This window comes from Pseudooceanicola sp. DL12, assembly GCF_056270665.1.
Genome location: NZ_CM149884.1, coordinates 1,040,109 through 1,057,331 on the forward strand (window position 1 = coordinate 1,040,109; position 17,223 = coordinate 1,057,331).

The following is a 17,223-nucleotide window of genomic DNA, read 5'->3' on the forward strand; positions in this document are numbered from 1 at the left end:
TATGACCCGTCTTAGGCTGCACCCGGCAGCCGTTCAAGACGGATCGGCAGGAAGGAAGGACCCCCCAATGTCGGATGATTGGTACAGCGCGGAAAATGCAACCTTCGGAGACCGGATCGAGGCCGCCCGAAACGCCTCCGGGATGACCCAGGGCCAGCTCGCGAAACGGCTGGGCATAAAGCTCGGCACCCTGCGCTCCTGGGAGCAGGATCTTTCCGAACCCCGGGCGAACAAGCTGCAGATGCTGGCGGGTCTGCTCAATGTCTCCTTCACCTGGCTCCTGACCGGAGAGGGAGAGGGGGTCGCGCCCCCGGACGAGCCCGCCCCCGATGCCGGGGCCCTCGCCACGTTGCAGGAAATCCGCGAGATCCGCATCGCGATGTCTGGAATGACCGAGCGTCTGGCGCTATTGGAAAAGCGTCTCAGAACGGCATTGAAGGAAAACGCGGAATGACCGAACCGGTCCCCCAGGGCGAACCACGCGAGACCCGGCTGAAACGGCTGCACATGCGCTCCATGCGCCGCGGCATCAAGGAAATGGACATCATCATGATCCGTTTCTCCCGCCATCTCGACGAACTCTCGGATACCGAGCTCGACGCCTATGACGCCGTGCTGGCCCAGAACGACCAGGACCTCCTGCAATGGGTCACCGGCCAGAAGGACGCGCCCGCCAACCTCGCGCCGATGCTCGAGCGCATCATGCAGGTCAACGCGGCCGAGATCCGCGCCGAGAGCCTCTGATCTTCCATCCCCGGCCCGGCAACGCGTCCCGGCCGGGTGCACCCGGAGCACGCCATGAGCGATTACATCCGCCGTTTCAACGCCGCAATGGCCGAGCTTGACCGTGCAGGCCTGCTGCGCGTGGGTCCCGAAGAGGCCGGCCAGGCCCCCCAGGTGCCGGCGCTCTACTCGAAATTCGGTATTCAGGTCCGCCCCATGCCCTATGCCTCGCTGTCGCAGATCCTGCTGACGCTCGGCCTGGGCTTCACCGTCTTCTTCGGCGTGGTGATGTGGATCGTGGTCTGGCAGGCGCGGGGGCTTCCCGGCACCGTGGCCCTGCTGATCTCGCTCCTCGCGGGGCTGATCTTCGGCATCGGCACCTTCCTCAACTACCGCCGCATGCGTCGCAAGAACGACCTCTCCGACTGGGACGACCTCTGATCGTCCCCCCGGACAGCCGTTCCGCGGCGGGGCAGCCTATCGGGCGCCGGGCGCCCGGATCCGCTCAACCCAGCACGATCACCATGCCCACCGCCGCCGCAAGGCTGGCCAGGATGAAGGCCGCCCGCCGCAGGCCGCGGCCGGCATGGTCGCGCACGATGCTCTCGATCACCGGAAAGACCAGCAGCGCGGCAAGGTAGATCCGCCAGTCGCGCGCCATCTCGGCCTGCAGCCGCCCGGTGCCGCCCAGAGAGCGGCCGATCAGACCCAGCGCCGGGTCGAGCACCAGCAGGATCAGCGTGAAGCCGCTCAGGAACCCCAGCAGGAAGGCCAGCGCGCTGAACAGCGCCGTGATCAGCTCGTCGCAGCGCCGGTTCAGTCCCGACAGGCCAAAGCTCGCCAGGTAGACCGCCAGCAGCATCAGCACGGCCTCCGAGCCCACCACGTCCAGTGCCCGCGCGGCGGGGCCGGAGGGCGCAAAGCCGCGCCCTTCCACCAGGGCGGCGCCCCAGAGCACCGCAAGCGCAATGGCGCTGGCGGCGAGGCCGAAGAGGGCGGTGACCAGGCCCGGCAGGATGATGGCCCAGGCAGAGGAAAGGCGATGGCTCAATGACATGCGGCCTTACTGCGGCCTGTCGCGCCAAAGCGCAAGATGCCGCGCGCCGCGTGTCGCCGGGCCGGTGCGGCGACGCTCAGCCCGGCATGCCGGGCAGCTGCGCAATGGTCTCGAAATCATGATCCCAGTTCGCGCGGTCGTCACAGCACAGGTGCGCCTGGGGCAGGATCGGCGCCGGCTGGTCCAGGCTGCCGGCGGGTACCTTCACCATCGGGCTGCCGTCGCGGGCCGTGGGCACGGGCGATCCGCAGCAGCGGCAAAAGCTGCGGATGTGCCGCGTGCCCTCCACCAGGAAATCCGTCACCAGATCGGCGCCCGACAGCCATTCGAGCCTCCCTTCCGGTGCAAAGAGATTGGCCGCGTGGGCCGATCCGGTGCCCTTCTGGCAGCGGCTGCAATGGCACAGGAAGAATCGTTTGATCTCCCCGCTCACCCGGTATGTCACGCCACCGCACAGGCAGCTTCCCTCGAGCCTGTCGTTCATCGTCGTGGTCCTCCCTTGCCGGCCCTCTGATCCGGTCTCTGACACGGCGCTCTTCCCGTGGTTCGGTTATCTGTCTTCAGGACGGTAAATGCTGACCCGTCGGTGACAAGATATCATTAACCACGGAACGGTCTATCCATTTGGAATTAACCCAATTTTCGGGAATTTGCGTCAGTTTCCCACCCGAGCAGTTTTGGACGGAGACTTTAATGAGCATTCAGAACGCGATCGGGCCGCGCAACGCGCCGCAGGGCTTCATGTCCTGCTACCTGGAATCGCTGGCACTGGTCGAGCGTTTGCATCGGCTTCTGCTGGACGTGATCAAGGACGAGTTCGAGCGGGTCGGTGTGCTGGACATCAACGCGGTGCAGGCGCTCCTGCTCTTCAACATCGGCGAGAACGAGGTGACCGCCGGCGAGCTGAAGAGCCGCGGCTACTACCAGGGCAGCAATGTCAGCTACAACCTCAAGAAGCTGGTCGAGATGGGCTACATGCACCACGAGCGCTGCGACATCGACCGCCGCTCGGTGCGCGTCCGCCTGACGCAAAAGGGGCGCGACATCCGCCGGATCGTCAACGAACTTTTCGAGCGCCACGCCGATGGTCTGGAAACCCGCGGTGTCATCGACTTTTCCGGCCTCGACGAGATCAACGGCGCCCTGCGCAAGATCGAGCGTTTCTGGTCCGATCAGATCCGCTACATCTACTGACGCAGGGGGCCGCACCGGTCCCCCGTGTTGCTGTCCCCCCTGCGCCCCGCCGGCATGCTCCGCGGGGCCGTTTCTGCCCCTGCCGGCCCGCTGCGGGGCAGGGGTCTTCCGTCAAGGGGGCTGTTCACCCCGGTGAGCGCGTCCCGGTTGCGGCGTCCCGGCCCAGTTGCAGCTCCTTCAACTCGCGATAGAGCTTCTTCGCCATGGCCTTCTCGAAATCCTCGAACCCCGTTGCCACGATGACAAAGGATCCCGGCCCCCGGCGTATCTCGTCGTTGTAGAACTCAAGCACCCCGGCATCCGGCCCCAGGATCGCCAGCCCGTTCACCACCACCCCGTCGAAGGGAAAGTTGGCATAGGCCAGCGCCGGGCCGAAGCCCTCGTTGTTGATGCCGTCGCCCGACATGTCGATGACCCGCCGTTCGCAGGGCGGTGCATTCCGCATCAGCCCCGCGCCGTACCCAAGCGCATAGCCCGTCGCCGTGGGAAAGCCGCTGTGGCTGCGCCGGGCCGCCGCGATCTCTGCCGCTGCCGCCCGGATGTCCGCCTCGCTGCGCAGCAGCCGCCAGGGCAGAACCACCGCCTGCTGCTGCCGCCCGCTCCATTCATAGGCCGAGAGCGCGACCGTACCGGACCCGTCCAGGATCGCCTCGCGCACTTCCGGGGCCAGCAGCGCGGCGGCCAGCCCGTCGCGCTGCAGTTCGTATTCCTCCGCATCGACCGAGGCCGAGACGTCGAGCGCCAGCAGCAGCGCCATCCGGCAGTACCCCTGCGCCTGCGCTGCCAGTGGCGTCAGCGCGCAGAGGGCCGCCAGCCCGAGGGCCGGCATGGGATGGCGCCACCGCCCTACCAATGGCCCGTGTTTTCCATGCTGGCCCAGGGTTCGGCCGGTTCCAGCGCCTCGCCGATCTGCAACAGCTCGACCGAGACGTTGTCGGGGCTGCGCACAAAGGCCATGTGCCCGTCGCGCGGTGGCCGGTTGATCGTCACCCCCGCGTCCATCAGGCGCTGGCACATCGCATAGATGTCGCCCACCCCATAGGCCAGGTGGCCGAAATGCCGGCTGTCGCTCGGCAGCCCCTCGTCGCCGTCCCAGTTGTAGGTCAGCTCGACCGGGCATTGCTCCTGCCCCTCCGGCGCCATGAAGACCAGCGTGAAACGCCCGCCCTCGTTGTCGATCCGCCGGGTTTCCTTCAGGCCCAGCAGCTCGAAGAAGGCCATGGTCTTCTCCAGGTCCTTCACCCGTACCATCGTATGCAGGTATTCCACCTTCATCGCACGTTCCTTTCTTGGTCTTTCCCCTCGAGACGTAGCAGCCCCGCGGCCCCTGTCGACCGGAAATGCGCTCTCGCCTCTCCCTCGATGTAGCGGTTCCGCGCTGCCACCTTACCAGATAAAGTGGGCCCAAACCCGCCAAAAAGGATTCGCCCCATGTCCCTCTCGCCCGAGCAACTGTCCGAGATCGAAGAGCTGCGCAGCACCACCACGCCGACCCTGCGCGCCACCGTTCCGGGGATGGAGGCGCATCTCTACCGGGCCTACCCGGTGCTCGATCACGGCTTCGTCCGCGTCGTCGACTATATGGGCGACGATGCCGCGATCTGCCAGGCGGCGCGCGTCTCCTATGGTCGCGGCACCAAGTCGGTGCAGAACGACGAGGGGTTGATCCGCTACCTGATGCGGCACTGGCATTCGACCCCCTTCGAGATGTGCGAGCTGAAACTGCACGTCAAGCTGCCCGTCTTCGTCGCGCGGCAGTGGATTCGCCACCGCACCGCGAACGTCAACGAATACTCTGCACGCTACTCGATTCTCGACCGCGAATTCTACATCCCCGCGCCGGAAAACCTGAATGCGCAGTCCGTGGTCAACAATCAGGGCCGCGGTGACCTGCTTGAGGGCGAGGAAGCCGCCCGCGTGCTGGAATACCTCAAGGCCGACAGCGCCCGCGCCTATGACCATTATTCCGAGATGATCTCGCAGGAGAACGACCAGCAGGGCCTGGCCCGCGAACTGGCGCGCATGAACCTGCCCGCCAACATCTATACCCAGTGGTACTGGAAGGTGGATCTGCACAACCTGCTGCATTTCCTGCGCCTGCGCGCCGATGCCCATGCGCAATACGAGATCCGCGTCTATGCCGAGGAAATCTGCAAGCTCGTCGCCGACTGGGTGCCCTTTGCCTACAAGGCCTTCGAGGATTACCGCCTCGGCGCCGTGACGATGTCGGCCCAGATGGTCGAGTGCCTGCGCAAGATGATTGCCGGCGAAGAGGTCACGGAAGAGAATTGCGGCATGAGCAAACGCGAATGGCGGGAGTTCATGGGGGTATTGGATGGTTGAGAAGGTTATCTATGTTCCGAGCAAGCTCCATCTAGCTGAAAACGTATATAACTTGAAGTTGGATGCGCTGAATCTCTCGGGAGTGGATGAGGTGCGGGTCGATTTTAGGCATTGTCACTATGGTGAGCCAATGCCGATGCTTCTCTTTGCCGCGAAGTTCCGTGCTCTGGTAAACCGAAATCCGACCGTGAAGTATATGTTGTTGCCGGGCGCCACGAAATTTTCCTCATTTGCGAAGCACATTGGCTTCTTCAAATACATGGGCTGGCCGGTAGGAAATTATCCTGGGCAGGCGCGTTCAACATCTGGGTTTATTCCAATTAAGGTATTCTCAATCGCTGATGTTCAGAAGAGCGCGAACGGTCGGCCTTTAGGGTCTGGACCCATTAATCGGCTTGCGACCACCTTGCGGGCGTGATTCACGCTCCCGAACTGATGGGGGCATGATGAGCAATCTTTTCTGGCTGAGCGACGAGCAGATGGCGCGGCTGCGGCCGTTCTTTCCAAAGAGCCATGGCAAGCCGAGGGTCGATGATCGGCGGGTCTTAAGTGGGATAGTCTTCATCAATCGTAATGGCTTGCGTTGGTCTGATGCGCCATCGGCATATGGTCCACCGAAGACGCTCTACAACCGGTGGAAACGCTGGAGCGACATGGGTGTTTTTGCCCGAATAATGGAGGGGCTCGCTTCCGAGGCCGCCGACCGGAAGACAGTGATGATCGACGCCACTTATCTCAAGGCGCACCGTACGGCTTCGAGCCTGCGGTTAAAAAGGGGGGCGTGGCAGGCTGATTGGGCGGACGAAGGGTGGCATGAACACGAAGTTGCATGCCGTCACGGACGCGAACGGCCGCCCGATCAAGTTCTTCATGAGCGCCGGCCAGGTAAGCGACTATACCGGTGCTGCGGCCCTGCTGAGCAGCCTGCCCGAGACCGAATGGCTGTTGGCCGATCGGGGCTATGACGCCGACTGGTATCGTGAAGCCTTGCAGGACAAGGGCATCAGGCCCTGCATCCCGGGCCGGAAGTCCCGAAACAAGCCCGTCAAATACGACAAGCGCCGCTACAAGCGGCGCAATCTTATCGAGATCATGTTCGGCAAGCTCAAGGACTGGCGCCGCGTCGCAACCCGTTATGACAGATGCCCGAAAGTCTTCATGTCCGCTGTAGCCCTCGCCGCAACTGTCATCTTCTGGCTTTGAGAATTAACGAGTCTGGAGCCTAGGGGAGGTGATAAACGAAGAAGCAGATCGCCTTGTTGGTGTTTTGTCTCAAAAGGAATCCGGAGACCTCTTCGATGTGCTGCAGTACGCTATTCGGGAAATGTTGCGAAATGCCTTCGAACATAGCCAAGGTAAGAAGGTAACCTTATCTGCTCAGTACTGGCCCTCTAAAAATTTAGCGGAGATTGTCATCTTTGATGATGAGATTGGCATCCCCGAGAACCTATATGACAACGAGTACATTGACTGTCACAATAGTATGGAGGCGCTTAAATTCGCGATGCTTCCCGGCGTTTCGGGTGTTTCTTTGGAGGACCGGATTTCGCAGGATGCCTATTGGGGAAATTCAGGGTTTGGGCTTTATGCCACTAGTCGGCTCTGCTCGAAGAATGGAGTTTTTCGCGTGATAAGTGACCAGCAGGGTTTGACTTTGGCTGGGGGCAAGCAGATTGAACATATGTGGCCTCTTAAAGGTACCTGCGTTCAGATGAAGTTGCGAACGGAACACCCTCACAACGTCAAAGACCAGATCGCCCAAATTATTGAGGAAGGAGAGCAAATGAGGCACGATCTTTTGACTGATTTCCCGATCCAGGCGTCTGCAGCATCGAAGATGCTTGCATCTCAATATAAGAAGGAAGTCGTCGGTACCTAACCCATATGGTTTCGGAGTAACTTTTTGAAGATGATTTTCTGTTGCATATTAATTGTCCTCGATATTCATTTTGGGCTTCTCTTTACGGCGTCGCTTTAAAGTATGAGCAGTGGCCCCCGGCCTCCCCGTCATCTGGCCCGAAATATCCCGGGGGAGCCGAAGGCGGGGGCAGAGCCCCCTTCCTCCCTCGCCCCTGCCGACCCCGGGCAGATCCTGCGCCACAGCCCCGGCCACGCCCCGTGGAAAAGGCTTTACCCGCGCAAATTGCCCCCACCTCGTAGTAAATCGCCGGATCCGGTCCGTGAACACCGGATCTGCGAACTGCCTCAACAGCTTGCCGTTTTCGCACCGACGCAATACCGACGCGATACCGACGTAATACCGACATTCAATTTTGCTATAGTGACCTGCAGTGCAGGTCTCAGAGTGATCTGCCGCAGGGCCCCGGTCGTATCCCTGTAAATAACCCGGAGCCACCATGCAGACCGCAGCCCTCTACCTGATCACGGCAGCCCTTTTCCTCGGCCTCGATGCCGTCATGCTGAAACTCGTCATGCGTCCTCTCTTCGAGACGCGGTTGCAGGGGCAACTGCTTGAAGATCCGCGTTTCATCCCCGCCGGCATCTTCTATCTCTTCTATGTCGCGGGGCTGCTCTGGTTCGTCTCGTTGCCGGCCTTGTCCAACGGCAGCCCGGGCCAGGCGCTTCTGAACGGGGCGCTTCTCGGTGCCATCGCCTATGGCACCTTCGAGTTCACCAACTATGCCGTTCTGCGTGCCTGGGACGCCCGGATGGTCGCCACGGACCTGATCTGGGGCACCTGCCTCACCGGCGTCGCCGCTGCCCTGGGTGTCTGGCTGGTCATCCGGATCTTTCCCGGCTAACGAGCTGAAAATCCATCCGAAACCGAGCGCCCCGACCAAGGTCTCGGGGCGCGCCTTCGGTTTTCGGTAAGCGGATCGTCATCTTTCTGTTACAATCAGGGCAGAGCAGACGAGAGGACGCCTTGCCCCGCATCCCGATCTCCGCAGCCGTGCCGCTCACGGCACTGGCGCTTGCCCTTGTGCTTGCCGTGGCGCCCACCGCGCGCGCCGCCAGCCCCATTGCAGAGGTGCTCTGCGAGCCGAAACCGCGCATGGAACAGCGCCTGACCACCCGCCTGAACGCCACCCGTCAGGCCATGGGCCTTCGCGGCCCGGAACAGGTGGTCGAACTCTGGACAGACCCGCAGGGCGACTGGACCATGGTCATCAGCTATGCCAGCGGGCAATCCTGCATCGTCGCCATGGGCGAGGCCTGGCAAGGCCTGTCCGTCCCCGAACAGGATCCTGCCTGACGGGGCAAGTGCCTGAAAAAGCCCGGAAACAATGTTCCCGGGGCTCAAGGTCGGTTGATCTGATCGAATGATCTTTCCGGTGTTCGGGCGCCTGGAAAGGCGTCTGGGCTGACACCGGCACTGTCTGTCTCTGGCTTACAGCAGTTTCAGATCTCCGGCCATCTTCCGGCCGTCGCGGCCTTCCGTCAGCTCATAGCCGACCTTTTGATTGTCCGCGAGCCCGGTCAGCCCCGATCTCTCCACGGCCGAGATGTGAACGAACACGTCCTTGCCGCCTTCTTCGGGTTCGATGAATCCGTAACCCTTCGTCGTATTGAACCACTTTACGGTGCCTACAGGCATTCCGTCTCTCCTTTTGCCGTTCCGCCCCGCGCCACGGGGCATTTGTTACACGGCACTCAAGTTCCTATAAGAACGGGACTTAACTACCTTGCCACATCCTCAGGATTGCATCGCTTTTGTAAAAAGCAAGCAAAACAGGGAGCGAGGCATCCAATCAGCACAGGATTTGAGCGAATGACGGCGAAGAATGCAGAAACCACCGTATACGGGATCAAGACCTGCGACACCTGTCGCAAGGCGCTGAAAGCGCTGCCCAATCCCGAATTCGTGGATATTCGCAATGAAGGCCTGCCGGAAAGCCTTCTGACCCGCGCTGCCGAAACTTTCGGCGCGGCCCTCCTGAATACCCGTTCAACAACGTGGCGCGGTCTTGCCGAGGCGGAGCGGGATCGTCCGATGCTTGATTTGCTGCGCGATCACCCGCTTCTGATGAAACGCCCCCTTATCGTGAGCGGCGAGGATCTCTATCTGGGGTGGACGGATACGACACGCGGCGCCCTGTTGGGCTGAAGGCCGCAGCAGAGAAGGAGCGAGAAGGTGCGCAATGCCGCGTTGATCCTGGGCCTGATCGGGGGCCTGATGGGGCTGATGATCAGCTTCGTGGGCTATGGATATACCGCCATGATCGAGAGCTGGGGCGAGATGCCGGGCCTCTTCGAACAGGTCTCCGACGTCCAGACATTCCGCCTCGTGGCGCTGCTCTCCCCGATCCTGGCGATCGCCGGGGCGGGCATGTCGCTCTCGCGCGCCCTCTGGGGCGGGCTCCTGATGCTGGCCTCTGCGCTCGGCATGTATTTCGGCTATGGCGTCAACGTCTTCACGCTCTTCCCGATCGCCTTCATCGGCGCCGCCGGCATCATCGCGCTGGCTGCGGGCCGGCCGGACGAGGCAAAGAGCCACTTCTGAACAGCACCTGGTCAAGGGCGGGCCAGCCCCCGCCCATGACCCCCGGCACCGCCAGCAGGAAGACCCACAACGCCCGCTGATCCAGGATCACGCCGTCCGGGCTGCGGTCGAACCAGGCGCCCAGCGTCGCCGCATGGGCGATCCCGCCGTGGCCATAGAGGTCGGTCAGGCTCTGCACCACGATGAAGCCGATCATCCCTACCGCCGCTAGCCGCGTCAGCAGGCCCAGCACCAGCAGCAGCGGCAGCACGAACTCGGCCCAGGTGCCCGCGACCGTCACTGCCCATTGCATCCAGCTCATCGCGGCGGTGTCATAGCTCGCGGCCTCGAAGGCGCGCGGAAAGATCTGGGCATAGGCCCCCGCCGAAGGCTGCAGAATCCCCAACGGCCCGTCGCCCAGTTTCGTCAGCGCCGAGGCCCAGAAGTAGGGCAGCAGCACCGCGGCAAAGATCAGCCGCGCCAGCACCGGCAGGCCGGGGGCAAGGCGAGCAAGGGGCTGTGTCGGGTCCGTCATCGGGAAATCTCCACGGTTGCAATGGATTGCGTCTGCAGCAGCAGCGTCAGCAGGGCGCTCAGCTCCGCCTCGCTCAGCCCGGCTTCCTCGCTGGCCTGCTGCAGGGTCTGCCCCCGGCAGAGCGCCTGGACGAACAAGAGCCCCCCGGCCGTCAGCGGAGAGGGGCTTGGGGTGTAGTCGGGGCGGGTGATCAGGATCGCCTGCGCCTCGGGGCCCGGCGCAGGGGCCCCGGCCTCCCGGGCCTTGCGCCAGATGTCGTAAAGCGGCCAGCGCGAGGGCAGCAGGGCCAAGGCCGGCACGAAGGTCACCCGTACCCCGGGCAGCGCCTTGGCGGGCAGGGCGGCGATCTCTTCCGCCGTTACCGGCGCGGCGTCGGCGGCGTGATAGGCGCGGCGCAGCGCCAGGTCGAGCCGCGCGATATCCGGCAGGAAGGGCATGTGGGAAAGGGGGGCAAACCCCTCAAGAAACACCGGCATCGCGGCGCCATAGAGGAACATCACAGGGCTGTCGGGCGGATGGGCGCGCAGGAAGGCCCCTGCGATCCGGCGCAGGTTCTCCTCGCCGATCAGCCGCGCTAGGGTCGGAAACCCCTCCACCACGGCCTCGCTCAGCCCCACCGCCACGTTGTTGCGATAGACGGCAAAGCGGCGCTCTGCCAGGCCGCCACGGCCGTCGTGCAGCCCCTCGGGCACCGGCAGATCGGGGGCCAGAAGCGCCGCGCGAAAGGGGGCCTGGGCCGTCATGCGGGCACCCGCGCGGACAGGGCCCGCTCGGCGCGCGCGGCCTCGGCGGCCAGCACCGGCCACTCCGGCACGTCTGTGTCCCACTCGATCAGCAGGGGCAGCGGCTCGCTCCGCGCCAGAACGCGGTCAAGCAGCGCCCAGACCGGATCGGCCACCTCGCGCCCGTGGCTATCGATCAGAAGCGGCCGTCCGGCATCGTCGGCATCCTCGTCATGGCCGCCGAGGTGGATCTCGCCCACCCGGTCCAGGGGGAAGTCATCGACATAGGCGCGCGGATCGAGCCCGAGGTTCACCGCCGAGACGAAGACGTTGTTCACGTCGAGCAGCAGGCCACAGCCCGTCCGCCGGCTGACCTCGCGCAGAAAGTCGACCTCGCCCATCTCGCTCTCGGCAAAGGCCAGGTAGCTTGAGGGGTTCTCCAGCAGCATCTGCCGGCCCAGCACCTCCTGCACCTGGGTCACATGCCGCGCCACGCGGGTCAGCGTCGCCTCGGTATAGGGCAGGGGCAGCAGGTCATTCAAAAAAGCTTGGTCGTGGCTCGACCAGGCAAGATGCTCGGAAAAGCACGCCGGCTGCAGCCAGTCGCAGAGGCTGCGCAGCCGGTCCAGGTGCGCACGGTCCAGATCGGCCTCGCCGCCGATCGACAGGCCCACCCCGTGCACGGAAATCGGAAAGCGTTCGGCCAGGTGGCGCAGTTGCGCCAGCGGGCGGCCGCCATCGCCCATGTAGTTCTCCGCATGGATTTCCAGCCAGCCGACCGGCGCGGGATCGCGGATCAGCTCGGCATAGTGCTGCGGCTTGTAGCCGACACCGGGCCGGGCGGGAAGGGTGCAGGACTGGTCGAACATGGGCTCTCTCCTTCGGATGATGCCGGCGCCCTCCGGGGACGGGGGGAGGGCGCCGGGCGATGGGACAGCGGGGGGATCAGCCGTCCATCGGCAGGTCGCGGTCGAGCGCTTCGAGAGAGCCCATCCGCGCGTGCCCGTCTGCCATCGCCGGCAGCTCGATATCCATGCAGGTGCCGGCATCCACCAGCGTCCAGGCATTGCCCTGGTAGTCGACCTTGGAGGTGCCGGCGCAGGTGGTGCCGGGGCCCGCGGCGCAATCGTTCTCGCCGGCCATGGCCACGCCAAAGCATTTCTCCTTGGCCATCTCGTCGGCCTGGGCGGGGGCGACATGGGCGGTGAGGGCGGCGGCAAAGGCACTGGCGATGGCGGCGGTTTTCAGTTTCGTGGTCATCGTTGGTCTCCCGGTTGGGTCAGAAAGGTTGCGGCGCCTCCATGGCGTCCGTGCCTTACCCTTCGCCGGGGGCGGCGCATTCGTTACGCCCCTCACGCTCACGTGAATGAATTTCGAATTTTCGCCATCTGGCTGTAACGTTTCCCCCTGTCCCCGCGAATGGAGAGGGGAATGACGGACCGTAACGATCACTGGGGCGATCTCCTCAGGCGTTCCATCCGTGGCGACGGCGCGGCCTATGGCCTCTTCCTGCGCGAGGTGACACCGGTGATCCGGAACATCGCCCGCGCGCGTCTCGTCCACGGCAGCGCCGAGGAGGTCGAGGACATCACACAGGAAGCGCTGCTGGCGCTTCATGCCAAGCGCCATACCTGGCGCGAGGACAGCCCCGTTACGCCCTGGCTCTATGCCATTGCGCGCTACAAGACCGCGGATGCCGCACGTCGCCGCGGTACTGTTGCGGTGCCGATCGACGACCTGGCGGATATCCTGCCCGATGACGGCATCGGAGAGATCACCGCCGCCCGCGATCTCTCGCGCCTTCTCGCGGGCATCGACGACCGCTCTGCCGGCATCGTCCGGGCCCTGGGCGTCGAGGGCGAGAGCGCCGGCGACGTGGGCGCGCGCCTCGGCATGACCGAGGGCGCCGTCCGGGTTGCCTATCACCGTGCGCTGCAGAAGCTGCGCAGACAGGCCGGCGCGCCGGAGGACACCTCCGCGCCCGCGGCCCGCACGAAAGAGGAAAGCGAATGAACACCGACGACCTGATCGCCTCGCTGGCCGCGGATCCGGCCCCCGCGCCCGATGCCCGCCCCGAACGCGCCCTGCCGCTTGCCCTGCTCGCGGGCGGCGCGGTGGCGCTGGTGATGTTCTTCCTCGCCTGGGGCCCGCGGCCGGATATCGGCGCGGCCCTGTCCAGCCCCGTCACCCTTGCGAAAACCCTGCTGCCGCTGGCGCTCGCAGCGCTGGCCCTGCCGCTGGCCCTGCGCTCGGCACGGCCTGGCGCCCCCCTCGGGGCGCCGCGCCGGCTGATCTGGATCGTTCCGGGCATCGCGGCGGCGCTCCTGCTGGGGGCCTTCCTGGCCACGGCGCCCGGTCAGCGGCTCGTGCTCTTCCTGGGCCACTCGATCCCGGTCTGCCTGCCCTCCATCGTGCTGCTCTCGCTGCCGATCCTGGCCGGGCTGATCCGGGCCCTTCGGCGCGGTGCCCCGATGCATCCGGCGGCCTGCGGGGCTCTGGCGGGCCTTGCCGCGGCGGGGCTGGCCACCACGCTCTACTCGCTCTTCTGCATCGAGGATTCGCCGCTTTTCTACGCGGTCTGGTATTCCTCCGGCATCCTTCTGGCCGCCGGGGCCGGGGCGCTGGCCGGGGCCCGCTGGCTGCGCTGGTAAAGTCTCTCCCGGCCCGTGCTAGCCTGTGGTCCTCGGCAAATGAGAGAGCGAACATGGCAACCCTTGGCACCTCCTGGCAGTTCTGGGCCTTTCTTGCGGCGATCTTCGCCGCGCTCACCGCGCTCCTGGCAAAGGTCGGGGTCGATCGGATCGATAGCGATTTCGCCACCTTCCTGCGCACAGCCGTGGTGCTGGTGGTCCTCGGTCTGATCCTGGCGATGACGGGCAAGTACCGGTCTCTCGCCTCGATCCCGCCCCGCAGCGCCATCTTCCTCATGCTCTCGGGGCTGGCCACCGGCGCTTCCTGGCTGTGCTACTTCCGGGCGCTAAAGCTCGGCAATGCCTCGCAGGTGGCACCCGTCGACAAGCTCAGCGTGGTGCTGGTGGTGGTCTTTGGCGTGACCTTCCTGGGCGAGCATCTCTCGACCACCGGCTGGATCGGCGTGGCGCTGGTGGGCAGCGGGGCAGTGCTCATGGCGATCAGCTGAGGGCAAGGAAAAAGGGCGCCCGAAGGCGCCCTTTCGTCATTCTGCGGCCTGTGCGCTGGCCTCTGCCAGCTGCTTCAGGTCCGGGGCGGTGGCCTCGAGCGCCAGCTGCGCCACGATCTCGTCCAGCGTCTGCGTCCTGGTCTGCTTCTCGCCAAGGCGGCGGGTGCTGACGGTGCGCTCCTCGACCTCCTTCATGCCGCAGGCCAGGATATAGGGGACCTTGCCGACGGAATGCTCGCGGACCTTGTAGTTGATCTTCTCGTTGCGCAGGTCGGCCTCGGCGCGCACGCCTGCGGCCTTCAGCTGCTCCACCACTTCCAGGCAGTACTCATCGGCGTCCGACACGATGGCGGCCACGACCACCTGGCGCGGGGCCAGCCAGATCGGCAGCTTGCCTTCCGAGTTCTCGATCAGGATGCCGATGAAGCGCTCGAAGCTGCCCAGCGTTGCGCGGTGCAGCATGATCGGGCGGTGCTTCTCGCCGTCCTGCGCGATGTAGTTCGCGCTCAGCCGTTCCGGCAGGTTCGGGTCCACCTGCAGGGTGCCGCACTGCCATTCGCGGCCGATGGCATCGGTCAGCGTGAATTCCAGCTTCGGACCATAGAAGGCGCCTTCGCCCTCCTGGATCTCGTAGTCATAGCCGGCCGCCTTGCAGGCATTGCCCAGGGCCGCCTCGACATAGTCCCAGCTCTCCTCGGTGCCCACGCGCTTTTCGGGGCGCGTCGAGAGCTTCACCGACCAGGAGTCAAACCCGAGGTCCGCGTATACCCGCGCCAGGAAGGCGATGAATTTCTTGGTCTCGGATTCGATCTGATCCTCGGTGCAGAAGATATGGCCATCGTCCTGGGTAAAGCCGCGCACCCGCATGATCCCGTGCAGCGCGCCCGAGGGTTCGTAGCGCGCGCAGGAGCCGAATTCGGCCAGGCGCAGCGGCAGGTCGCGATAGGACTTCAGCCCGTGGTTGAAGATCTGCACGTGGCAGGGGCAGTTCATCGGCTTCAGGGCGTTGACGGTCTTTTCGCGGGCATGGTCCTCGTCCACTTCGACGATGAACATGTTTTCCTGGTAGTTCTCCCAGTGGCCCGAGGCCTCCCACAGCCTGCGGTTCACCACCTGCGGCGTGTTCACCTCGACATAGCCGTCGCGGCGCTGCTGGCGGCGCATGTAATCCTGCAGCTCGGTGTAGATCGTCCAGCCGTTCGGGTGCCAGAAGACCTGGCCCGGGGCCTCTTCCTGCATGTGGAACAGGTCCATCTCGCGGCCCAGCTTGCGGTGGTCACGCTTGGCGGCCTCCTCCAGCATCGTCAGGTGGGCCTTCAGCTTTTCCTTGCCGGTAAAGGCAACGCCGTAGATCCGCTGCAGCATCGGGCGGTCGCTGTCGCCGCGCCAGTAGGCGCCGGCCACCTTCATCAGCTTGAAGGCATCCGCGGGCACCTGGCCCGTGTGCTGCAGGTGCGGCCCGCGGCACAGGTCCTGCCAGTCGCCGTGCCAGTACATGCGGATCGGCTGGCCCTCGGGGATCATGCCGACCAGCTCGACCTTGTAGGGCTCGTTGTTGTCCTCGTAGTACTTGATCGCATCGGCGCGGTCCCAGACTTCCGTGCGGACGGGGTCGCGAAGATTGATGATCTCCTTCATCTTCTTCTCGATCGCGCCCAGGTCCTCGGGGGTAAAGGGCTCTGCTCGGTCAAAGTCGTAGTACCAGCCGTCCTTGATGACCGGGCCGATCGTGACCTTCACGTCGGGCCAGAGCTCCTGCACGGCGCGGGCCATGATGTGCGCCAGGTCGTGGCGCACCAGCTCGTTGGCCTGCTCCTCGTCCTTCATCGTGTGGATGGCGATGGCGGCATCTTCGGTGATCGGCCACTGCAGGTCCCAGTGCTGGCCGTTGACGGTGGCGGAAATCGCCTTCTTCGCCAGCGAGCTGGAGATGCCTGCGGCGACGTCCGCGGCGGTGATGCCTGCGTCGTACTCGCGCGAATTGCCATCGGGGAAAGTGAGAGAGATCTGGGACATATGCGTCGTCCTCCTCGTCAGTTTGGCGCCCACGGAACGCCCGGTTGCGGGTTATGTATGCTGCGCGCTACTTCGCGCAGCCTCCGCGCCAAGTCAAGCGTCCTGCGCGCCGGGGCAGGGGCCGCGTCCCGCCGGCCACATCGGGCCGGTCCGGTTGCGGGCGCAAGGCCCCGCTGACGGGCGCCGGCTTCCGCGGGGGTGATGTTGCGCTGCCCCGCGCCCCATGTCATGCAGTGTGCGGGGACAAGGACTTTTCGATGACAACCACGGGGGCACCATGACCGAAGCGCAACGGATCGCCACGCCGCAGGGCCGCACGCTGGCCTTTCAGTCCACCGCCGGCGCCGATGACGGGCGCCCCGGCGTCGTCTTCCTCGGCGGGTTCAAATCCGACATGCTGGGCAACAAGGCGGTCTTCCTCGAAGACTGGTGCCGCGCCCAGGGCCTCTCCTTCCTGCGTTTCGATTATTCCGGCCACGGCCAGAGCTCCGGCGCCTTCACCGACGGCTGCATCGGCGACTGGGCCGAGGATGCCGAGGTCGCCATCACCGAGCTCACCTCCGGGCCGCAGATCCTCGTCGGTTCCTCCATGGGCGGCTGGATCTCGCTGCTGATGGCCGCGCGGCTGCCCGAACGCATCGCCGGCCTCGTGACCATCGCCGCGGCGCCCGATTTCACCGAGGACAGCATGTGGGCCGGTTTCGACAAGCCGCAGCGCCTCGCCCTCGAGATGGTGGGGCAGGTGGCCCTGCCGTCCGACTACGGCGAGCCCTACATCATCACCAAGCGCCTGATCGAGGATGGCCGCGATCACCTGATCCTGCGCGATCCGGTCTCGCTGCCCTTCCCGGTGCGTTTCTTCCACGGCACCGCCGACGAGGATGTCGAGCTCTCGGTCGCCCTGCGCCTGATGGAGAAGGCCGAAGGGCCCGATATCCGCCTCTGCCTGGTCAAGGGCGCCGATCACCGGTTTTCCACTCCCGACTGCCTCGACATGATTGCCGGCGGCATCACCGATGTCCTCGGCAGGCTCTGAGGGCATATCCCGCGTCG

General features: G+C 64.8%; 26 protein-coding genes. 16 read left to right on the forward strand and 10 right to left on the reverse strand.

The window, feature by feature from the left end:
* Positions 1-67: 67 nt before the first annotated feature.
* The 3 genes from AC0WR5_RS04850 to AC0WR5_RS04860 are packed head-to-tail and all read left to right on the forward strand — an operon-like array spanning position 68 to position 1,164.
* On the forward strand, positions 68-454 hold the full coding sequence (locus tag AC0WR5_RS04850; RefSeq protein ID WP_475867395.1) for a helix-turn-helix domain-containing protein: 387 nt from the start codon (positions 68-70) through the stop codon (positions 452-454).
* Positions 451-744, forward strand: a complete 294-nt coding sequence (locus AC0WR5_RS04855; RefSeq protein ID WP_475867396.1) for a succinate dehydrogenase assembly factor 2 — start codon at positions 451-453, stop codon at positions 742-744. The genes AC0WR5_RS04850 and AC0WR5_RS04855 overlap by 4 nt, the downstream gene beginning before the upstream one ends.
* A gap of 54 nt (positions 745-798) precedes the next feature.
* Positions 799-1,164, forward strand: a complete 366-nt coding sequence (locus AC0WR5_RS04860; protein WP_475867398.1) for a DUF6404 family protein — start codon at positions 799-801, stop codon at positions 1,162-1,164.
* Between the two features lie 64 nt (positions 1,165-1,228).
* Here the strand turns inward: AC0WR5_RS04860 and AC0WR5_RS04865 are convergent, their stop codons facing one another.
* Positions 1,229-1,780, reverse strand: a complete 552-nt coding sequence (locus AC0WR5_RS04865; protein WP_475867399.1) for a hypothetical protein — start codon at positions 1,778-1,780, stop codon at positions 1,229-1,231.
* A 76-nt stretch (positions 1,781-1,856) separates the two neighbouring features.
* Complete coding sequence (locus tag AC0WR5_RS04870; protein ID WP_475867401.1) at positions 1,857-2,264, reverse strand: GFA family protein; 408 nt, start codon at positions 2,262-2,264, stop codon at positions 1,857-1,859.
* Between the two features lie 209 nt (positions 2,265-2,473).
* On the opposite strand from AC0WR5_RS04870, the gene AC0WR5_RS04875 reads away from it, so the two are divergent.
* Entirely contained in the window at positions 2,474-2,974 is a 501-nt protein-coding gene (locus tag AC0WR5_RS04875; protein WP_475867403.1) for a MarR family winged helix-turn-helix transcriptional regulator, read from the forward strand.
* Positions 2,975-3,098: 124 nt separating this feature from the next.
* Here AC0WR5_RS04875 and AC0WR5_RS04880 read toward each other — a convergent pair whose 3' ends face one another.
* Both AC0WR5_RS04880 and AC0WR5_RS04885 read right to left on the reverse strand, forming a co-directional pair.
* Positions 3,099-3,803, reverse strand: a complete 705-nt coding sequence (locus AC0WR5_RS04880) for a DUF1194 domain-containing protein (RefSeq protein ID WP_475867405.1) — start codon at positions 3,801-3,803, stop codon at positions 3,099-3,101.
* A 17-nt stretch (positions 3,804-3,820) separates the two neighbouring features.
* Positions 3,821-4,249, reverse strand: a complete 429-nt coding sequence (locus AC0WR5_RS04885) for a VOC family protein (protein WP_475867407.1) — start codon at positions 4,247-4,249, stop codon at positions 3,821-3,823.
* A 156-nt stretch (positions 4,250-4,405) separates the two neighbouring features.
* On the opposite strand from AC0WR5_RS04885, the gene thyX reads away from it, so the two are divergent.
* The 6 genes from thyX (at position 4,406) to AC0WR5_RS04915 (ending at position 8,531) form a co-directional block, all read left to right on the forward strand.
* Positions 4,406-5,317 (forward strand): FAD-dependent thymidylate synthase, encoded by a 912-nt coding sequence (thyX, locus tag AC0WR5_RS04890; protein WP_475867409.1) that lies wholly within the window; start codon positions 4,406-4,408, stop codon positions 5,315-5,317.
* Positions 5,310-5,735: a hypothetical protein gene (locus tag AC0WR5_RS04895; RefSeq protein ID WP_475867411.1), complete on the forward strand. Its 426-nt coding sequence runs from the start codon at positions 5,310-5,312 to the stop codon at positions 5,733-5,735. The genes thyX and AC0WR5_RS04895 overlap by 8 nt, the downstream gene beginning before the upstream one ends.
* 28 nt (positions 5,736-5,763) lie before the next feature.
* Positions 5,764-6,520, forward strand: a protein-coding gene (locus AC0WR5_RS04900) for an IS5 family transposase (RefSeq protein WP_475868890.1) whose coding sequence is annotated in 2 segments (ribosomal slippage) — positions 5,764-6,089 and positions 6,088-6,520 — 759 coding nt in all. Because the reading frame shifts where the segments join, the coding sequence is not laid out codon by codon here.
* Between the two features lie 28 nt (positions 6,521-6,548).
* Positions 6,549-7,196 carry an ATP-binding protein gene (locus AC0WR5_RS04905; RefSeq protein ID WP_475867413.1) on the forward strand — a complete coding sequence of 216 codons (648 nt, stop codon included), beginning with the start codon at positions 6,549-6,551 and terminating at the stop codon, positions 7,194-7,196.
* Between the two features lie 478 nt (positions 7,197-7,674).
* Positions 7,675-8,079, forward strand: a complete 405-nt coding sequence (locus tag AC0WR5_RS04910) for a DUF2177 family protein (protein WP_475867415.1) — start codon at positions 7,675-7,677, stop codon at positions 8,077-8,079.
* Positions 8,080-8,201: 122 nt separating this feature from the next.
* The gene (locus AC0WR5_RS04915; RefSeq protein ID WP_475867416.1) at positions 8,202-8,531 is read left to right on the forward strand and encodes a hypothetical protein; all 330 of its coding nucleotides are present in this window, start codon (positions 8,202-8,204) and stop codon (positions 8,529-8,531) included.
* A 135-nt stretch (positions 8,532-8,666) separates the two neighbouring features.
* Here AC0WR5_RS04915 and AC0WR5_RS04920 read toward each other — a convergent pair whose 3' ends face one another.
* Positions 8,667-8,873 carry a cold-shock protein gene (locus AC0WR5_RS04920; protein WP_097145690.1) on the reverse strand — a complete coding sequence of 69 codons (207 nt, stop codon included), beginning with the start codon at positions 8,871-8,873 and terminating at the stop codon, positions 8,667-8,669.
* A 174-nt stretch (positions 8,874-9,047) separates the two neighbouring features.
* On the opposite strand from AC0WR5_RS04920, the gene AC0WR5_RS04925 reads away from it, so the two are divergent.
* Together AC0WR5_RS04925 and AC0WR5_RS04930 are read left to right on the forward strand one after the other, a co-directional pair.
* Positions 9,048-9,383, forward strand: coding sequence for an arsenate reductase family protein (locus tag AC0WR5_RS04925; RefSeq protein WP_475867419.1), 336 nt, complete (start codon positions 9,048-9,050; stop codon positions 9,381-9,383).
* A 27-nt stretch (positions 9,384-9,410) separates the two neighbouring features.
* Positions 9,411-9,779 (forward strand): hypothetical protein, encoded by a 369-nt coding sequence (locus AC0WR5_RS04930; protein WP_475867421.1) that lies wholly within the window; start codon positions 9,411-9,413, stop codon positions 9,777-9,779.
* Here AC0WR5_RS04930 and AC0WR5_RS04935 read toward each other — a convergent pair.
* The 4 genes from AC0WR5_RS04935 to AC0WR5_RS04950 all read right to left on the reverse strand — a co-directional run bounded on the left by AC0WR5_RS04935 (position 9,730) and on the right by AC0WR5_RS04950 (position 12,275).
* Positions 9,730-10,293, reverse strand: a complete 564-nt coding sequence (locus tag AC0WR5_RS04935; protein ID WP_475867423.1) for a DoxX family membrane protein — start codon at positions 10,291-10,293, stop codon at positions 9,730-9,732. The genes AC0WR5_RS04930 and AC0WR5_RS04935 overlap by 50 nt on opposite strands.
* Entirely contained in the window at positions 10,290-11,036 is a 747-nt protein-coding gene (locus AC0WR5_RS04940; protein ID WP_475867425.1) for an HvfC/BufC family peptide modification chaperone, read from the reverse strand. Before AC0WR5_RS04940 ends, AC0WR5_RS04935 begins: the two co-directional genes overlap by 4 nt.
* A complete protein-coding gene (gene bufB, locus AC0WR5_RS04945; protein WP_475867427.1) occupies positions 11,033-11,884 on the reverse strand; it encodes an MNIO family bufferin maturase in 852 nt (283 codons plus the stop codon). Before bufB ends, AC0WR5_RS04940 begins: the two co-directional genes overlap by 4 nt.
* Before the next feature lie 76 nt (positions 11,885-11,960).
* Complete coding sequence (locus AC0WR5_RS04950; protein ID WP_475867429.1) at positions 11,961-12,275, reverse strand: BufA1 family periplasmic bufferin-type metallophore; 315 nt, start codon at positions 12,273-12,275, stop codon at positions 11,961-11,963.
* A 171-nt stretch (positions 12,276-12,446) separates the two neighbouring features.
* Between AC0WR5_RS04950 and AC0WR5_RS04955 the strand changes: the two genes are divergently transcribed.
* From AC0WR5_RS04955 to AC0WR5_RS04965, 3 genes are read left to right on the forward strand one after another with little or no spacing between them, the layout of a single operon-like run.
* Entirely contained in the window at positions 12,447-13,028 is a 582-nt protein-coding gene (locus AC0WR5_RS04955; protein ID WP_475867430.1) for a sigma-70 family RNA polymerase sigma factor, read from the forward strand.
* The gene (locus tag AC0WR5_RS04960) at positions 13,025-13,666 is read left to right on the forward strand and encodes an NrsF family protein (protein WP_475867432.1); all 642 of its coding nucleotides are present in this window, start codon (positions 13,025-13,027) and stop codon (positions 13,664-13,666) included. The genes AC0WR5_RS04955 and AC0WR5_RS04960 overlap by 4 nt, the downstream gene beginning before the upstream one ends.
* Before the next feature lie 53 nt (positions 13,667-13,719).
* Positions 13,720-14,154, forward strand: a complete 435-nt coding sequence (locus AC0WR5_RS04965) for an EamA family transporter (RefSeq protein WP_475867434.1) — start codon at positions 13,720-13,722, stop codon at positions 14,152-14,154.
* Positions 14,155-14,190: 36 nt separating this feature from the next.
* Here AC0WR5_RS04965 and thrS read toward each other — a convergent pair whose 3' ends face one another.
* Complete coding sequence (gene thrS / locus AC0WR5_RS04970) at positions 14,191-16,170, reverse strand: threonine--tRNA ligase (protein WP_475867436.1); 1,980 nt, start codon at positions 16,168-16,170, stop codon at positions 14,191-14,193.
* A 277-nt stretch (positions 16,171-16,447) separates the two neighbouring features.
* Between thrS and AC0WR5_RS04975 the strand changes: the two genes are divergently transcribed.
* Complete coding sequence (locus tag AC0WR5_RS04975; protein WP_475867438.1) at positions 16,448-17,206, forward strand: alpha/beta hydrolase; 759 nt, start codon at positions 16,448-16,450, stop codon at positions 17,204-17,206.
* Positions 17,207-17,223 lie beyond the last annotated feature (17 nt).

What these genes read in the sequence shown, in the direction of transcription:
- AC0WR5_RS04850 (WP_475867395.1), top strand. Translation starts at nt 68, where the DNA reads ATGTCGGATGATTGGTACAGCGCGGAAAATGCAACCTTCGGAGACCGG.
- AC0WR5_RS04855 (WP_475867396.1), top strand. Translation starts at nt 451, where the DNA reads ATGACCGAACCGGTCCCCCAGGGCGAACCACGCGAGACCCGGCTGAAA.
- AC0WR5_RS04860 (WP_475867398.1), top strand. Translation starts at nt 799, where the DNA reads ATGAGCGATTACATCCGCCGTTTCAACGCCGCAATGGCCGAGCTTGAC.
- AC0WR5_RS04865 (WP_475867399.1), bottom strand. Translation starts at nt 1,780, where the DNA reads ATGTCATTGAGCCATCGCCTTTCCTCTGCCTGGGCCATCATCCTGCCG.
- AC0WR5_RS04870 (WP_475867401.1), bottom strand. Translation starts at nt 2,264, where the DNA reads ATGAACGACAGGCTCGAGGGAAGCTGCCTGTGCGGTGGCGTGACATAC.
- AC0WR5_RS04875 (WP_475867403.1), top strand. Translation starts at nt 2,474, where the DNA reads ATGAGCATTCAGAACGCGATCGGGCCGCGCAACGCGCCGCAGGGCTTC.
- AC0WR5_RS04880 (WP_475867405.1), bottom strand. Translation starts at nt 3,803, where the DNA reads ATGCCGGCCCTCGGGCTGGCGGCCCTCTGCGCGCTGACGCCACTGGCA.
- AC0WR5_RS04885 (WP_475867407.1), bottom strand. Translation starts at nt 4,249, where the DNA reads ATGAAGGTGGAATACCTGCATACGATGGTACGGGTGAAGGACCTGGAG.
- thyX (WP_475867409.1), top strand. Translation starts at nt 4,406, where the DNA reads ATGTCCCTCTCGCCCGAGCAACTGTCCGAGATCGAAGAGCTGCGCAGC.
- AC0WR5_RS04895 (WP_475867411.1), top strand. Translation starts at nt 5,310, where the DNA reads ATGGTTGAGAAGGTTATCTATGTTCCGAGCAAGCTCCATCTAGCTGAA.
- AC0WR5_RS04910 (WP_475867415.1), top strand. Translation starts at nt 7,675, where the DNA reads ATGCAGACCGCAGCCCTCTACCTGATCACGGCAGCCCTTTTCCTCGGC.
- AC0WR5_RS04920 (WP_097145690.1), bottom strand. Translation starts at nt 8,873, where the DNA reads ATGCCTGTAGGCACCGTAAAGTGGTTCAATACGACGAAGGGTTACGGA.
- AC0WR5_RS04925 (WP_475867419.1), top strand. Translation starts at nt 9,048, where the DNA reads ATGACGGCGAAGAATGCAGAAACCACCGTATACGGGATCAAGACCTGC.
- AC0WR5_RS04935 (WP_475867423.1), bottom strand. Translation starts at nt 10,293, where the DNA reads ATGACGGACCCGACACAGCCCCTTGCTCGCCTTGCCCCCGGCCTGCCG.
- AC0WR5_RS04940 (WP_475867425.1), bottom strand. Translation starts at nt 11,036, where the DNA reads ATGACGGCCCAGGCCCCCTTTCGCGCGGCGCTTCTGGCCCCCGATCTG.
- bufB (WP_475867427.1), bottom strand. Translation starts at nt 11,884, where the DNA reads ATGTTCGACCAGTCCTGCACCCTTCCCGCCCGGCCCGGTGTCGGCTAC.
- AC0WR5_RS04950 (WP_475867429.1), bottom strand. Translation starts at nt 12,275, where the DNA reads ATGACCACGAAACTGAAAACCGCCGCCATCGCCAGTGCCTTTGCCGCC.
- AC0WR5_RS04955 (WP_475867430.1), top strand. Translation starts at nt 12,447, where the DNA reads ATGACGGACCGTAACGATCACTGGGGCGATCTCCTCAGGCGTTCCATC.
- AC0WR5_RS04960 (WP_475867432.1), top strand. Translation starts at nt 13,025, where the DNA reads ATGAACACCGACGACCTGATCGCCTCGCTGGCCGCGGATCCGGCCCCC.
- AC0WR5_RS04965 (WP_475867434.1), top strand. Translation starts at nt 13,720, where the DNA reads ATGGCAACCCTTGGCACCTCCTGGCAGTTCTGGGCCTTTCTTGCGGCG.
- thrS (WP_475867436.1), bottom strand. Translation starts at nt 16,170, where the DNA reads ATGTCCCAGATCTCTCTCACTTTCCCCGATGGCAATTCGCGCGAGTAC.
- AC0WR5_RS04975 (WP_475867438.1), top strand. Translation starts at nt 16,448, where the DNA reads ATGACCGAAGCGCAACGGATCGCCACGCCGCAGGGCCGCACGCTGGCC.